At 71.2% G+C, this 14,699-nt stretch carries 14 protein-coding genes; 9 read left to right on the forward strand and 5 right to left on the reverse strand.

Features of this window, described 5'->3' with window-relative positions:
- The first annotated feature begins 140 nt into the window (after positions 1 to 140).
- The 3 genes from AB0C62_RS22470 (at position 141) to AB0C62_RS22480 (ending at position 2,624) form a co-directional block, all read left to right on the forward strand.
- Positions 141 to 728, forward strand: coding sequence for a DUF5998 family protein (locus AB0C62_RS22470; protein ID WP_362975691.1), 588 nt, complete (start codon positions 141 to 143; stop codon positions 726 to 728).
- The gene (locus tag AB0C62_RS22475) at positions 728 to 1,915 is read left to right on the forward strand and encodes a nucleotide pyrophosphatase/phosphodiesterase family protein (RefSeq protein ID WP_362975693.1); all 1,188 of its coding nucleotides are present in this window, start codon (positions 728 to 730) and stop codon (positions 1,913 to 1,915) included. Before AB0C62_RS22470 ends, AB0C62_RS22475 begins: the two co-directional genes overlap by 1 nt.
- Positions 1,916 to 1,976: 61 nt before the next feature.
- Positions 1,977 to 2,624: a thymidine kinase gene (locus AB0C62_RS22480; protein WP_362975695.1), complete on the forward strand. Its 648-nt coding sequence runs from the start codon at positions 1,977 to 1,979 to the stop codon at positions 2,622 to 2,624.
- Between the two features lie 44 nt (positions 2,625 to 2,668).
- On the opposite strand, the gene AB0C62_RS22485 is transcribed toward AB0C62_RS22480, so the two are convergent.
- Positions 2,669 to 3,472 (reverse strand): VOC family protein, encoded by an 804-nt coding sequence (locus AB0C62_RS22485; protein WP_362975697.1) that lies wholly within the window; start codon positions 3,470 to 3,472, stop codon positions 2,669 to 2,671.
- Positions 3,473 to 3,796: 324 nt separating this feature from the next.
- On the opposite strand from AB0C62_RS22485, the gene AB0C62_RS22490 reads away from it, so the two are divergent.
- Entirely contained in the window at positions 3,797 to 4,624 is an 828-nt protein-coding gene (locus AB0C62_RS22490; RefSeq protein ID WP_362975699.1) for a sulfurtransferase, read from the forward strand.
- Positions 4,625 to 4,802: 178 nt separating this feature from the next.
- On the opposite strand, the gene sepH is transcribed toward AB0C62_RS22490, so the two are convergent.
- Complete coding sequence (gene sepH, locus AB0C62_RS22495) at positions 4,803 to 5,888, reverse strand: septation protein SepH (RefSeq protein ID WP_362975701.1); 1,086 nt, start codon at positions 5,886 to 5,888, stop codon at positions 4,803 to 4,805.
- 439 nt (positions 5,889 to 6,327) lie between these two features.
- On the opposite strand from sepH, the gene AB0C62_RS22500 reads away from it, so the two are divergent.
- On the forward strand, positions 6,328 to 7,140 hold the full coding sequence (locus tag AB0C62_RS22500) for a hypothetical protein (RefSeq protein WP_362975703.1): 813 nt from the start codon (positions 6,328 to 6,330) through the stop codon (positions 7,138 to 7,140).
- Here the strand turns inward: AB0C62_RS22500 and AB0C62_RS22505 are convergent.
- Together AB0C62_RS22505 and AB0C62_RS22510 are read right to left on the reverse strand one after the other, a co-directional pair.
- Positions 7,064 to 8,383, reverse strand: a complete 1,320-nt coding sequence (locus AB0C62_RS22505; RefSeq protein ID WP_362975705.1) for a D-arabinono-1,4-lactone oxidase — start codon at positions 8,381 to 8,383, stop codon at positions 7,064 to 7,066. The genes AB0C62_RS22500 and AB0C62_RS22505 overlap by 77 nt on opposite strands.
- Positions 8,343 to 9,581, reverse strand: coding sequence for an MFS transporter (locus AB0C62_RS22510; protein ID WP_362975707.1), 1,239 nt, complete (start codon positions 9,579 to 9,581; stop codon positions 8,343 to 8,345). The genes AB0C62_RS22505 and AB0C62_RS22510 overlap by 41 nt, the downstream gene beginning before the upstream one ends.
- 277 nt (positions 9,582 to 9,858) lie before the next feature.
- On the opposite strand from AB0C62_RS22510, the gene AB0C62_RS22515 reads away from it, so the two are divergent.
- Positions 9,859 to 10,986, forward strand: a complete 1,128-nt coding sequence (locus tag AB0C62_RS22515) for a ferrochelatase (protein WP_362975709.1) — start codon at positions 9,859 to 9,861, stop codon at positions 10,984 to 10,986.
- Positions 10,987 to 10,994: 8 nt separating this feature from the next.
- The gene (locus tag AB0C62_RS22520) at positions 10,995 to 11,810 is read left to right on the forward strand and encodes an inositol monophosphatase family protein (RefSeq protein WP_362975711.1); all 816 of its coding nucleotides are present in this window, start codon (positions 10,995 to 10,997) and stop codon (positions 11,808 to 11,810) included.
- Positions 11,811 to 11,971: 161 nt separating this feature from the next.
- Here AB0C62_RS22520 and AB0C62_RS22525 read toward each other — a convergent pair whose 3' ends face one another.
- Entirely contained in the window at positions 11,972 to 12,151 is a 180-nt protein-coding gene (locus AB0C62_RS22525; protein WP_081219847.1) for a hypothetical protein, read from the reverse strand.
- 416 nt (positions 12,152 to 12,567) lie between these two features.
- On the opposite strand from AB0C62_RS22525, the gene AB0C62_RS22530 reads away from it, so the two are divergent.
- Positions 12,568 to 13,221 carry a response regulator transcription factor gene (locus AB0C62_RS22530; RefSeq protein WP_164375176.1) on the forward strand — a complete coding sequence of 218 codons (654 nt, stop codon included), beginning with the start codon at positions 12,568 to 12,570 and terminating at the stop codon, positions 13,219 to 13,221.
- 6 nt (positions 13,222 to 13,227) lie between these two features.
- Positions 13,228 to 14,457, forward strand: coding sequence for a HAMP domain-containing sensor histidine kinase (locus AB0C62_RS22535; protein WP_362975713.1), 1,230 nt, complete (start codon positions 13,228 to 13,230; stop codon positions 14,455 to 14,457).
- Positions 14,458 to 14,699 lie beyond the last annotated feature (242 nt).

The raw sequence follows: 14,699 nt of genomic DNA on the forward strand, positions 1-14,699 counted from the left end.
CGGAGACCGCCCGGCGGGCGTTCACCCGGCCCGTACGGGCCCGGCCTCCCCGGTCGCCGTGCGGGTCCGACGCGACCCGTCCACGACCGACCCGCGCGAGCGGTGCCTCGCAGTCAGTGGGCCCCCGTAGGATGGACGTCATGGCCAAGACCAGTACGACGACCCAGGGGCTGCGAGCGGCGATCGAGCGCAGCGGCTACTACCCGGCCCTCGTGGCCGAGGCGGTGGAGGCCGCGATCGGCGGCGAGACCATCCGGTCGTACCTGGTCCATCAGGAGACGACGTTCGACGCGAACGAGGTGCGGCGCCACGTCACCGTGCTCGTCCTCACCGGCAACCGCTTCATCGTCAGCCACACCGACGAGCAGAACGCGGACACCACGTCTCCCACCCCCTACGCCACGACGTCGACCGAGTCCGTGAAGCTCGGCCGGATCTCGTCCGTCGTCGTCAGCCGCGTCGTCGCGAACCCCGAGTCGTACACCCCGGGCACGCTGCCGCGCGAGGTCGTCCTGACCATCGGCTGGGGCGCCGTCAGCCGTATCGACCTGGAGCCCGCCGCCTGCGGCGACCCCAACTGCGAGGCCGACCACGGCTACACGGGCAACTCGACGGCCGACGACCTGAGCCTGCGCGTCAGCGAGGCGGGGGACGGCCCGGAGACCGTGCAGCAGGCCCTCGCCTTCGCGCAGTCCCTCTCCGAAGCGACCGCGGACGTCACCCGCTGATGGCCCTGCCCACCTGGGACCACCCGGAACCGCTCGCCATCGACTCCGCGCCAGTCCCCGAATACGGCGCCGGATCGCTGGCCGACGTGCTGCCCACGCTCGCCGCCGGCATGTCCGTGCCCGGGATGACCGCCGCCATACCGGAGCTGGCCCCGGCCGACCGGAACTGCGTCTTCCTGATCGACGGTCTCGGCTGGGAGCAGCTCCGCGCCCACCCGGACGAAGCCCCCTTCATGACCTCGCTCCTCGCCTCCTCGCGCGGCGGCACGGGGCGTCCGATCACGGCGGGCTACCCGGCCACCACCGCGACCTCCCTCGCCTCCGTCGGCACCGGTCTGCCCCCGGGCGCGCACGGTCTGCCCGGCTACACCGCGCGCAACCCCGCGACCGGCGAGCTGATGAACCAGCTCCGCTGGAACCCGTGGACCGACCCGCGCGCGTGGCAGCCCCACCCCACGATCTTCCAGCTCGCCGACGCGGCGGGCGTGCACACCGCCCAGGTCTCCTCGCCCACCTTCCAGAACACGCCGCTCACGAAGATCGCGCTGAGCGGCGGCACGTTCCACGGACGGTTGTCCGGCGAGGAGCGCATGGACCTCGCCGCCGAGCAACTGGCCGCCGGCGACCGCTCCTTGGTCTACACGTACTACGCCGAGGTCGACGGCAAGGGCCACCGTTTCGGCATCGACTCCGACCCCTGGCGCGGCCAGCTGATGTACGTCGACCGGCTCGTCCAGCGTCTCGCGGAGCAGCTCCCGCCGCGCTCCGCGCTGTATGTCACCGCCGACCACGGCATGATCGACATCCCGTTCGACGAGCAGCACCGCATCGACTTCGACGAGGACTGGGAGCTGCGCGCCGGCGTGGCCCTGCTGGGCGGCGAGGGCCGCGCCCGTCACGTGTACGCGGTCCCGGGAGCCCAGGCGGACGTGCTCGCCTGCTGGCGCGAGGTCCTCGGCGAGCAGTTCTGGATCGCGTCCCGGGACGAGGCGATCGCGGCGGGCTGGTTCGGCCCGCACGTCGACGAGCGGGTCTACGCCCGGCTCGGCGACGTCATCGCCGCCGCCCGGGACGACGTCCTGATCATCGCGTCCGAGCGGGAGCCCAAGGAGTCGGCGATGGTCGGCAACCACGGCTCGATGACCCCCGTCGAGCAACTGGTCCCGCTCCTTCAAGTCCGTTCCTGACGGCCGCCCCCGTCGCCGTTCCCGTCCCCCTGCCCCGCTGCCGAAAGGTGCCCGACTCCCCATGCCCGAGCTGGTGTTCTTCTCCGGAACCATGGACTGCGGGAAGTCCACGCTGGCTCTCCAGATCGAGCACAACCGCTCGGCGCGGGGTCTGCAGGGCATGATCTTCACGCGCGACGACCGCGCGGGGGAGGGCAAGCTCTCCTCCCGCCTCGGCCTCGTCACCGACGCCGTCGAGGTGGCGGACGACCAGGACCTGTACGCCTACGTCGTCGACCACCTCTCCCAGGGCGGCCGGGCGGACTACGTGATCGCGGACGAGGCGCAGTTCCTGGCGCCGGGGCAGATCGACCAACTGGCGCGTGTGGTGGACGACCTCGACATCGACGTGTTCGCCTTCGGTATCACCACCGACTTCCGCTCCAAGCTCTTCCCCGGCTCCCAGCGTCTCGTCGAACTCGCCGACCGGGTCGAGGTCCTCCAGGTCGAGGCCCTGTGCTGGTGCGGAGCCCGCGCCACGCACAACGCCCGCACCATAGGCGGCGCGATGGTCGTCGAGGGCGCCCAGGTCGTCGTCGGTGACGTCAACCAGCCGGAGAACATCGGCTACGAGGTCCTGTGCCGCCGGCACCACCGCCGCCGTATGACGGCCGCCACGGCTCACGCGAGCGCACTGTCACCGGACGTCCTCCCGATCGCCCCGGTCTGATCCCCACGGCGTCGCCCGTATGGATCACATGACGGTGTTGATCATCACGTGACGGCGTGGATCAGCGAGAACATCGCCCCTTCGGGGTCCGCCACCGTAGCCACCCGTCCGTGCGGGGAGTCGTGGGCGGCCTGCAGAAGGTGACCGCCGAGTTCCGTGACACGCCGGACGGTGTCGTCGACGTCCGCCGCCTCGAAGTACGTCAGCCAGTGCGGGCCCCGGTCGCGCGGCAGGGCGTTCCCGACACCGTGGATGCCGGCCACCGGGGTGCCGTCGATGTGCAGCGTCACGTAGTCGAAGTCGGCGGAGACGGTCGGCTCCAGCTCGTACCCGAAGACCCCCTGGTAGAACTTGACGACGCTCTCGCTGTCCCGCGTCACGAGTTCGTTCCACGCCGGGGTGCCCGTCACGCCGGTGATCGCGGTGCCGAGGTGGGCGGCGACCTGCCAGATGCCGAAGACGGCGCCGGACGGGTCGGAGGCGATCGCGAGGCGCCCGGCCTCGGCCGCGTCGAGCGGGCCCACGCCCACGGTGCCGCCGCTCTGCCGTACCGTCGCGGCCGTCCGGTCCGCGTCCTCCGACGCGAAGTACGGCGTCCAGGCGATGGGCAGATGCCGGTCGGGCGGCAACTGACCGATGCCGGCCACCTCGTGGCCGTCGAGCATGGCCCGCGCGTAGGGGCCGAGCTGCTGCGGTCCCGGCTGGAACTCCCAGCCGAACAACTCTCCGTAGAACTCCTGGGTCGCGGCCATCTCGTGCACCATCAGGCTCACCCAGCAGGGTGCGCCGGGCGCGTGCCGAGCATGCGTGGTGCCGTTCAGGCCGGCTGACCCCCGTGCCTCGGTCATCGTCACTCTCTTCTCGGCCCCTCGCGGTGGCCGGTCACCTTCCGCCTACGAACACGCGTACTCAGTCGTGTACGTGCACGCCCCGTGCCCGATGTTCGCACCACCGGTCGTGCCGCGCGTCCTGGCCGCGCCGCCGTTCGGCGGCACACGGCCGGAGGATGCCCGGACTGCCGTTGCCCCGTCGTTTCGGAGCGATTGCCGCGTGGTGTCCATCGGTTGTACAGCATGTGCCCGATCCCGTACACGCGGTGACCGGACCTGCCCGGCGGAGCAGAGTAGCCGGACCTGGACAACGCGGCCACCCCGTGCGCGAGGATGGTGGCCATGAACGCCACCATCACCGCACCCGAACTCGCGAGCGACCTCGCGGGACCGAACCCCCCGGTCCTCCTCGACGTCCGCTGGCAGCTGGGCGGACCCAACCTGCGCTCCGCGTACGAGGAGGCGCACATCCCGGGGGCCGTCTTCGTCGACCTGGATTCCGAACTCGCTGGTCCGGCCGGTGCCGCGGGTCGTCATCCGCTGCCCGACCCGGAGGTCTTCGGCGCCGCGATGCGGACCGCCGGTGTCTCCGGGAACCGGGACGTCGTCGTGTACGACGGGGGGCAGGGCTGGGCCGCCGCGCGTGCCTGGTGGCTGCTGGGCTATTCGGGTCATCCGTCGGTACGCGTGCTTGACGGCGGGTTCGCCGCCTGGACCGGGCCGGTGTCCTCGGAGGTCCCCGCGCCGGCGCCCGGGACGTTCGTACCGGCGCCCGGCGCACGGCCGTTGCTCGACGCGGACGCCGCCGCCGCGCTCGCCCGGTCCGGGCTGCTCCTGGACGCTCGCGCGGGTGAGCGGTACCGGGGCGAGGTCGAGCCGATCGACCGGGTCGGTGGGCACATCCCCGGCGCCGTCTCCGCGCCGACCTCGGAGAACGTGGCGGAGGACGGCCTCTTTCGGCCCGCTCCCGAACTGGCCGACCGATTCAAGTCGCTGGGCGCCACGCCCACGGCCGAGGTCGGCGTCTACTGCGGCTCGGGTGTCTCCGGCGCCCACCAGGTCCTGGCACTCGCCGTGGCCGGCATCCCGGCCGCGCTGTACGTGGGTTCGTGGTCGGAGTGGTCCCAGGACGACGCCCGCCCGGTCGCCGTGGGCCCCGACCCGCAGTAACGGCGGTACTCCGCGAACCCGGGCCCGAAGGAACAACGGGGCACGGTGGTCCCCGCCCCGCAGTGACGGCGGGGCCCGGTGGACCCCGGCCCGTAACGACGTCCGGGCGCCGCGGCGCCTCGGGTACGAGAACGGGGCCCGCACCGATCCGGTGCGGGCCCCGTTCTCGTACACCTGACTAGTCCTGCTTTTTCCGCCGCGTGCCGAAGACGATCTCGTCCCAGCTCGGGACGGCCGCTCTGCGGCCGGGACGGACGCCGTCGGCCTCGGCCTGGCGGTCGGTCGAGCCGACGAGCCGGTCGCGGTGGCTGCCGACCGAACGAGGCATCAGGACGTCCGCGTAGGCGGAACCGGCGCCGGCCGAGGCGGCGGGAGCCGGGGGCTCCTCCTCCTCGGGCTCGGTGACGGGCTCCTCGACGGCGGGCCGCTCGGTGCTCGCCGGGCGCTCGGGCACCACCATGTCGCCGCGGAAGCTGGGCACCGCCTCCAGCAGGCTGGTGAGCGAGTCCCGGTCGCCGGTCTCCTCGACCGGCTCCGGAGGGGCCGGGGGCAGGCTCGGCCGCTCCATCTGCCGGTCGAGCGCGCGGTCCAGCGGACGGTCACGGGGGAGTCTGGCGATCCGCGGTACGAACGGGAAGCTCGGCTCGGGCGCCGCGAGGTCGTCGGACTCGCCGATCAGCGAGCGTGCCTCGTCGTCGACCGCCTGGACGAGCCTCCGGGGCGGGTCGTACGTCCAGCTCGCCGCGTGCGGTTCACCCGCGACGCGGTACACCAGCATGACTTCCCAGGTGCCGTCGTCGCGGCGCCACGAGTCCCACTGGACGGTGTCCTTCTCGGCGCCCCGGATCGTCAGCCGTTCCTGAACGGCCTCACCGAGCTGGGGGCCGACGTTCTCGCCGGGGCGGCGCACGGGGGTCTTCCTGGCCCGCTCGGCCATGAAGGCGCGCTCTGCCAGGACGGGACCCTCGAAGCGGCGGACGCGGTCGACGGGGATTCCGGCGAGCTGGGCGACCTCCTCCGCGGAGGCGCCGGCACGTATACGCGCCTGGATGTCTCGGGGGCGGAGATGGCTCTCCACCTCGATCTCGATCTGGCCGAGGCGCGGACGGTCGCCGCGGACCGCGGCGCGCAGACGCTCGTCAATCGGAAGCGTGTACTCCGTGCTGTCCGCAGCCTTCAGCACCAGCCGTGTGCCGTCGTTAGAGACGGCCACGACACGCAGTTCGGGCATGGGGACCTCCCGGGTGGTGCCTGCCGACGTCACGTGCGTCGCTGCTTCCGCTAGTCGAGTGTGGCCTGCCCGGGTGCAGCCTGCCACAACCTTGCCGAGTTGCCCGGCGTGTCGGGCGCGGGCCCGAGGCTGCCGTTATGGCACGGTTACCTATTCGCAACGCTAAGTGACGAACTCCATCACCCTGTGCAACGAGCCCCCTCCCGGCGGTCCTGCAAGGCCCCGGACACCCTGGCGGGAGTCCGGACCCAGGGCTCGCAACAGTACTCCATTCGGGCCACGCGCGTGGATCGCCGCGCCGCCCAACTTCGAGTGGGGGGTGCTAGTTGACCGCTCCTGACGGTGAATCCGGGGCCGGGGAACGTGGCGCACTTCACGGAATCGGCAGAAACGGAACTAATCGTTTCGCCTGTACGTCCCTTTCTCGTGTGATCGGTCGATCAAGTACGGGAAAGGCAGGCAAGGTCCGGGAATGCGTGAGAAGCCGGGTGTCGGCGGCGAGGAGCCGGGTGCCGACACGGAACCGAGGAAGAAGAGGCTGGACCTGAGCGTCCCTCAGGTGGCGGGAAGTGCGGTCGCCGCGGTGGTCGCCGCGAAACTCGCGTCCTATTTCGGCGTCTACGGGACGATCCTGGGCGCGGGTCTGGTCAGTGTCGTCGCCACCAGCGGGGGAACGCTCTTCCAGCACTTCTTCAAGCGCACCGGGGAGCAGATACGCGAGGTGACGGTGCAACCGAAGGTGAGACCGAGGTCGCAACAGGTGTCGGCGGCCGCGCCGGTCGGCGCACCGGGGGAGTTCACCGAGGGCACCGTCTACCGCGCCCGGGTCAGAAGCTGGAAGCGGCCGCTGGTCGCCACCGCTCTCGTCTTCGGCGTCACGATGACCGGGATCACCACGTACGAACTGGTCTCGGGCCAGAGCTTCAGCGGCGACGGCACGAGCACGACCGTCGGTGACGCCTTCAAGGGGCACAGTTCCGGTTCGGGCGGTTCCGACTCCGGTACGACGCCGTCGCCGGACTCCTCGCCCTCGTCGACCCCGGAGTCTCCCCGGGGGCCCGCCCCCTCCACCGGCGACGACGACGGGGGCGCTTCGCGCGAGCCGGGAAGCGGCGGCGGCACGACGTCACGGCCGGAGCCCGACGGCGGCGCGTCCTCGGCCCCGGAGGCCGGGGACGACACCCCGACGCCGGACCCCAGCACGACCGCTACGACCCCAGCACCCTCCGCAAGTAGTCATTCGCAAAGCGCCGATCCGGGTCGAGCCGATCCCGGAGCGCCGTGAACTCGCCGAAGCGGGGATAGACCCCGGAGAAGTACTCCGCGTCCCGCGTGTGCACCTTGCCCCAGTGCGGCCGCCCTTCGTGGGCGGTGAAGATCTGCTCGGCGGCGGTGAAGTACGCCTGGTACGGGGTGCCCCGGAACATGTGGACGGCGATGTAGGCGCTGTCCCGGCCGGACGCCGTGGAGAGGGTGATGTCGTCGGCGGGCGCGGTGCGCACCTCCACCGGGAAGCTGACCCGCAGGGCGGAGCGCTCGACCATCGACTTCAGCTCGCGCAGCGTCTCGACGAGGGCCTCGCGCGGGACGGCGTACTCCATCTCCACGAACCGCACGCGGCGCGGGGAGGTGAAGACCTTGTACGGGATGTCCGTGTAGGTCCGCGCGGAGAGCGCGCGGCTGGAGAGCCTGGCGATCGACGGGATCGTGGCGGGGGCGGCGCGGCCGAGCAGGTTGACCACCTGGAAGAGGCCGTTGGAGAGGAACTCGTCCTCGATCCAGCCGCTGACCGTCCCCACCGGCTTCTCGGGGCCGGCGCTGCGGTTGTTGCGCTTGGTGTTGCAGTTGCCCGTGTGCGGGAACCAGTAGAACTCGAAGTGCTCGTTCTCGGTGAACAGTTCGTCGAAGTCGGCGGTGACCCTGTCGAAGGTCATCGGCTCCTCGCGGGCGGAGAGCAGGAACACGGGCTCCACGGAGAAGGTGATCGCCGTGACGATGCCCAAGGCGCCGATGGCTATCCGGGCCGCGGCGAAGACCTCCGGGTTCTCCTTCTCGGAGCAGGTCAGCACCGAGCCGTCCGCGGTCACCAGCTCAAGGCCCTTGATCTGCGCGGCGATCGAGGCCGAGTCACGTCCGGTGCCGTGTGTTCCGGTGCTGGTCGCGCCCGAGACCGTCTGCTCCATGATGTCGCCCATGTTCGTGAGCGACAGCCCCTCGCGCGCGAGGGCCAGGTTGAGCCTCTTGAGCGGGGTGCCCGCCTCGACCGTGACGGTCATGGCCTCACGGTCGATCCCGCGAATGCCCGTCAACAGTTGAGGACGGATCAACACGCCGTCCGTGGCGGCGGCGGCCGTGAAGGAGTGCCCGGTGCCGACGGCCTTCACCGTCAGGCCGTCCTCGGCCGCCTGGCGTACGGCGGCGGTCAGTTCGTCGACCGAGGCGGGGGTGACCTCCCGTACGGGACGGGCGGTGACGTTTCCCGCCCAGTTACGCCACGTGCCGCTCTTCCCGCTCACTGTGGTGCTCATGAGACCCTCCCCGCTGCGGAACCGGCCTGCTGAGCCGGCGATACCCGAGGAAACCCACCGCGACCGCGACGGCTCCGGACACCGCCGGAACCAAGTACCCGGCCTTCGCACCGGAGGTGTCGATCACCCAGCCGGCCACGGAGGAACCGAGCGCGACCCCGACCGCGAGTCCCGTGCTCACCCAGGTCATGCCTTCGGTCAGTTTCGCGCGAGGTACGTGCTGCTCGATGAGGGACATCGTCGTGATCATCGTGGGAGCGATGGAGAGGCCCGCAACGAACAGCGCCACGGCCAGGAACGGCAAGTTTCCGACCAGTAGGAGGGGGATCATACTCACGGCCATCGCGCATATGCCCAGCAGCCACCTGCGTTCCGGTGCCCCCTTGAAGTGCAGGAGTCCGAAGACGGCCCCCGCGAGGCAGGAGCCCGCCGCGTAGATCGCCAGGACGATGCTCGCCCCGGCCTTGTGACCCTGTTCCTCGGCGAAGGCCACGGTGACCACGTCGACGGCCCCGAAGATCGCCCCGGTCGCCACGAACGTGGCCACCAGCACCTGGAGTCCGGCCGAGCGGAGCGCGGAACCGCGGGCGTGCTGCTCGCGCGGATGCGGTGCGGGTTCGGTCGCGCGCTGCGAGGTCAGCCAGAAGACACCGGCCGCGAGGAAGCAGGCGGCGAGCAGCGGGCCGGCCTCCGGGAACCACACCGTGGACAGTCCGATGGAGATGATCGGCCCGAAGATGAAGCAGACCTCGTCCACCACGGACTCCAGGGAGTACGCGGTGTGCAGCTGAGGGGTGCCTCCGTAGAGGGCCGCCCAGCGGGCCCGGACCATCGCGCCGATGCTCGGGACGCAGCCGATGCCGGCGGCGCACGCGAACAGCACCCAGTCCGGCCACTCGAAGTGCGCGGCGAGCAGCAGTCCCGCCGCGGCGGCGAGTGCGAACAGCGTGACGGGGCGCAGCACCCGCCGCTGCCCGTGCCGGTCGACCATCCTGGAGACCTGCGGGCCGAGCGCGGCGGCGGCCAGCGCCATGGTCGCCGAGAGTGCGCCGGCGAGCCCGTACCGCCCCGTGAGCTGGGAGATCATCGTGACCACGCCGATGCCCATCATGGACAGCGGCATCCGGCCGAGGAAGCCCGCTGCGGAGAAGCCCTTGGAGCCGGGGGCGGCGAACAGGGCGCGGTACGGGCTGGGCACGGGGGTCTCCGTCGGCTCGGCTCGGCCCCCCGGTCACCGCGGGCGGCCCGAACTTCGGTAAGGCGTGAAGCTGGCTGATACAGCTTACGGGTTAGGGCACCCTAAAGCGCACGCCCGCGACGCGCCCTTCCGCACGCCCCGTGCGCCCCTGAACTCGCCCCGGTCCGCGGCCGGAACAGGCGGTCCCGCCGTCTCGCGGCGCGGCCCGCGGGCGTCGCTCCTCGTTCGCCACCCCGCCGTTTCTCGCATGTCAGTGCCGGGTGGCAGGATCGGAGGCATGCCAGACGTGCTCGATGCCACCCCCTACGACGCCCTGCTGCTGCTCTCGTTCGGAGGTCCCGAAGGGCCGGACGACGTGGTCCCGTTCCTGGAGAACGTGACGCGGGGCAGGGGTATCCCCAAGGAGCGGCTCAAGGAGGTGGGACAGCACTACTTCCTGTTCGACGGGATCAGTCCCATCAACGACCAGAACCGCGCCCTGCTCGACGTGCTGCGCAAGGACTTCGCCGACCACGGCCTCGACCTGCCGGTGTACTGGGGCAACCGGAACTGGGCGCCGTACCTGACCGACACGCTGCGCGAGATGGTCACCGACGGCCGGCGCCGGATCCTGGTCCTGGCCACCAGCGCCTACGCCTCGTACTCGGGCTGCCGGCAGTACCGCGAGGACCTCGCCGGGGCGCTCGCCGCTCTGGAGAGCGAGGGGCTGGAGCTGCCGAGGATCGACAAGCTGCGCCACTACTTCAACCACCCCGGGTTCGTGGAGCCGATGACCGAGGGTGTCCTGCGGTCGCTCGCCGAGCTGCCCGAGGAGGTCCGCGCGGACGCGCACCTGGCGTTCACCACGCACTCCATCCCCACCGCCGCGGCGGACACCTCAGGACCGGTCGAGGGCCACGGCGACGGCGGCGCGTACGTCCGCCAGCACCTGGACGTGGCGCGGCTGATCGTGGAGGAGGTGCGCGAGCGGACCGGCGTCGACCACCCCTGGCGGCTCGTCTACCAGTCCCGCTCCGGGGCCCCGCACATCCCGTGGCTGGAGCCGGACATCTGCGACCACCTGGAGGAGCTGCACGGAGCCGGTGTCCCGGCCGCCGTGATGGTGCCGATCGGGTTCGTCTCGGACCACATGGAGGTCCTGTACGACCTGGACACGGAGGCGCGCGCCAAGGCCGCCGAGCTGGGTCTCCCGGTGCGCCGCTCGGCCACCGTGGGCTCCGACCCCCGGTTCGCCGCCGCGGTTCGTGACCTGGTCCTGGAGCGCGCCGCGGCCGAGAGCGGCCGCAGGGTGACACCGTGTGTCCTGGGCGCCCTGGGTGCGAGCCACGACCTGTGTCCGGTGGGCTGCTGCCCTGCCCGCACGCCCAAGCCCGCCGCCGCGGGCGCCGACAGCCCCTACGCATGAGGAGCCCCGTGACCGCGCCCCTGCAGACCGAACTGCTCCAGCTCGCGCACGAGGCGGCCCGCCGCGCCGGCGCGCTGCTGCGGGACGGCCGCCCCGCGGACCTGACGGTCGCCGCCACCAAGTCCAGCCCGATCGACGTCGTCACCGAGATGGACATCGCCGCCGAGAAGCTGATCACCAACCTGATCGCCGAGCACCGCCCGCGCGACGGCTTCCTCGGCGAGGAGGGCTCCGCCACCGAGGGCACCAGCGGCATCCGCTGGATCGTCGACCCGCTCGACGGCACGGTCAACTACCTGTACGGACTGCCGACCTGGGCGGTGTCGATCGCGGCCGAGCAGGACGGCGAGACCGTCGTCGGCGTCGTCGCGGCCCCGATGCGCGGCGAGACCTACCACGCGGTTCGCGGCCGCGGCGCCCGCGCCACCGGCGCCTGGGTCGGCGAGCGGCGGCTGACCTGCCGCCCGTCGCCGTCCCTCGACCAGGCCCTCGTCGCCACCGGCTTCAACTACGTGACCGACGTCAAGGTCCGCCAGGCCGACGTGGTCCAGCGGCTCATCCCGCTGGTCCGCGACGTCCGTCGCTCCGGCTCGGCCGCGGTCGACCTGTGCGACGTCGCGGCCGGCCGCCTCGACGGGTACTACGAGCGCGGCCTACACCCCTGGGACCTCGCGGCGGGGGACCTGATCGCCCGTGAGGCGGGCGCGGTGACCGGTGGACGCCCCGGAGAGCGCCCCGGAGGCGATCTCGCGGTGGCTGCCTCCCCGGGTGTCTTCGAGCCCCTCCAGCAGCTCCTGGAGGACTTCGGGGCCTGGCACGACTGACGGACCGGAGCGCCCGCGTCACGCGCGGCAACTGCGGGCCCTCGGCGGCCCGCCGTCGGCCCGCCGACGGAACGCGGCGCATCGGACGGCGACAGAGAACCAAAACGAAGCGGGACCCCGGTACTGGATCGATACCGGGGCCCCGCTGTCCTGCGTACGGATCAGACGCGCGTCGCGCCCGCGCCGACCTCCACACCGTGCTCGGCGGCAAGGCGGTGCAGGTCGTCCAGCTCGGCCTGCTCGACCTCGGCGAGGAAGTCGTCACCTGTTTCGCGAGCACGCGTCAGGTCGGTCTCGGTCGCCCTTATGCGCTGCAGAAGTCCTGCCGTGAATGCGTCCATGCTGCGCCCCCTCGTCCTGGGTCGTGGGTCGGGTGGCACGGGGGTGTGCCGATCGGAAGGGGCGATCACGTCTCTGAATGGGTGCCGCCCAGCGCTGCCCGGGCTGGGCGGCGACGGTGCCGGACACCCACGCCCGCTCTGCGGAAGCGGTTGGACGTACCACAAGGTGGCTTGCCACGTGCAGAGCGTGATCGCGGGGTGTAAAGCCGTCCTCCCCCCGCTCTCTTCCGTGGAAACCTCAACCCGGCGAGAAAATCCGGCATTCCCGGTCCCGTGCACGGGACTCTCGGCGCCCCACCCGCCTTACAGCCGGTTTATGGCCGAAAAGGGCAGGATGGAGCCCTCATCCGTGACAGACCTGCCCGCGGGGCGCCCGAAGACGCGCCGCGCCGGTGGACAGAGGAAGGACAAGCGACGTGCGCGTACTCGTCGTCGAGGACGAGCAGCTGCTCGCCGATGCGGTGGCCACCGGACTGCGCCGGGAGGCCATGGCCGTCGACGTCGTGTACGACGGCGCGGCCGCCCTGGAGCGCATCGGGGTCAACGACTACGACGTGGTCGTCCTCGACCGCGACCTCCCCCTCGTGCACGGTGACGACGTCTGCCGCCGCATCGTCGAGCTCGGCATGCCCACCCGCGTGCTGATGCTGACCGCGTCCGGAGACGTCAGCGACCGCGTCGAGGGCCTGGAGATCGGCGCCGACGACTACCTCCCCAAGCCCTTCGCCTTCAGCGAGTTGACGGCACGCGTGCGTGCCCTCGGCCGCCGTACGAGCGTGCCGCTGCCCCCTGTCCTGGAGCGCGCAGGGATCAAGCTCGACCCGAACCGGCGTGAGGTCTTCCGGGACGGCAAGGAGGTCCAGCTCGCGCCCAAGGAGTTCGCCGTGCTGGAGGTGCTGCTGCGCAGCGAGGGAGCCGTCGTCTCCGCCGAGCAGCTGCTGGAGAAGGCCTGGGACGAGAACACCGACCCGTTCACCAACGTCGTCCGTGTGACCGTCATGACGCTGCGCCGCAAGCTCGGCGAGCCCGCGGTGATCGTCACCGTGCCCGGCTCCGGCTACAGGATCTGATCCGCCGTGGCCACCACTCCCGCGCCGCCCACGGCGCCTCCCAAGCCCACCTGGGACCCCCGTCCCGAGCCGCCGTTCCCCTGGCTGCGCCCGACCATCCGCATACGGCTCACGCTGCTCTACGGCGGCATGTTCCTGATCGCCGGCATCCTGCTGCTGTCGATCATCTACCTGCTCGCGGCGCAGGCGCTGAACGTCGGCAGCGAGCTGCCGTTCAAGATCACCGAGGGCAAGGTCACGAGCACCATGTGCAACCTGCCCGACAAGGCCTCGCCCGACGTGTTCAACAGCGCGATGAACGACTGCGTCAACGAACAGCGTCAACACGCCCTGGACAACCTGCTCAGCCGCTCCCTGCTGGCCCTCCTCGGTCTCGCCGTCATCGCCTTCGCGTTCGGCTACGCCATGGCGGGCCGGGTGCTGTCGCCGCTCGGACGCATCACGCGCACCGCGCGCGCGGTGGCCGGTTCGGATCTGTCCCGGCGTATCGAACTGGACGGTCCGGACGACGAGTTGAAGGAGCTGGCGGACACCTTCGACGACATGCTGGAACGGCTGCAACGCGCGTTCACCGCCCAGCAGCGGTTCGTCGGCAACGCCTCGCACGAACTACGCACCCCGCTCGCGATCAACCGCACCCTCCTGGAGGTGCATCTGTCCGATCCGGGCGCACCCGTGGAACTCCAACAACTCGGTAAGACTCTGCTCGCCACGAACGAACGCAGTGAGCAGCTCGTAGAGGGCCTGCTGCTGCTCGCCCGCAGCGACAACCAGATCGTCGAGCGCAAGCCCGTGGACCTCGCCGAGGTCGCCACGCAGGCCGTCGACCAGGTGCACGCGGAGGCGGTCGCGAAGGGCGTGAAGATCCGCGGGGAGAGGCATCCGGTGATCGTCCAGGGCAACGGCGTCCTCCTGGAGCGGATCGCCCTGAACCTCGTCCAGAACGCCGTGCGGTACAACGTGCCGGAGGACGGCTGGGTCGAGGTCGTCACCGAGGCGGAGCACGGCCAGGCGGTCCTGATCGTGTCGAACACGGGACCGGTCGTTCCCGCGTACGAGGTCGACAATCTTTTCGAGCCTTTCCGGCGGCTGCGCACCGAGCGCACCGGCAGTGACAAGGGTGTGGGCCTAGGCCTGTCGATCGCCCGGTCGGTGGCCCGCGCGCACGGCGGTCACATCGTCGCTCAGCCTCGCGAAGGGGGTGGCCTCGTGATGCGCGTCACCCTTCCTGTCTGAGACCATGTCGCCGACACGCGTTGATGTTCGCTTTGCGCGGAATTTTCTGGTCGCCCACCCGGGCGGCCCGTGTGTGATCGATCACAAGGGCGAATTCGTGTCCATCCACTCTCCGTGATCATGCAAGCTGTCGGAAAGCCGGGAAAATCCGGGTTTTCGGGGGTCCTGATCACGGGAAGTACACGGTGGGACGCCTTTGATGTGCGGCCTTCGGACCGTGTACGGTCCGCATCGCCATCCAA

Origin of the sequence: Streptomyces sp. NPDC048643 (genome assembly GCF_040650615.1) — a bacterium.
Taxonomy (GTDB): Bacteria; Actinomycetota; Actinomycetes; order Streptomycetales; family Streptomycetaceae; genus Streptomyces.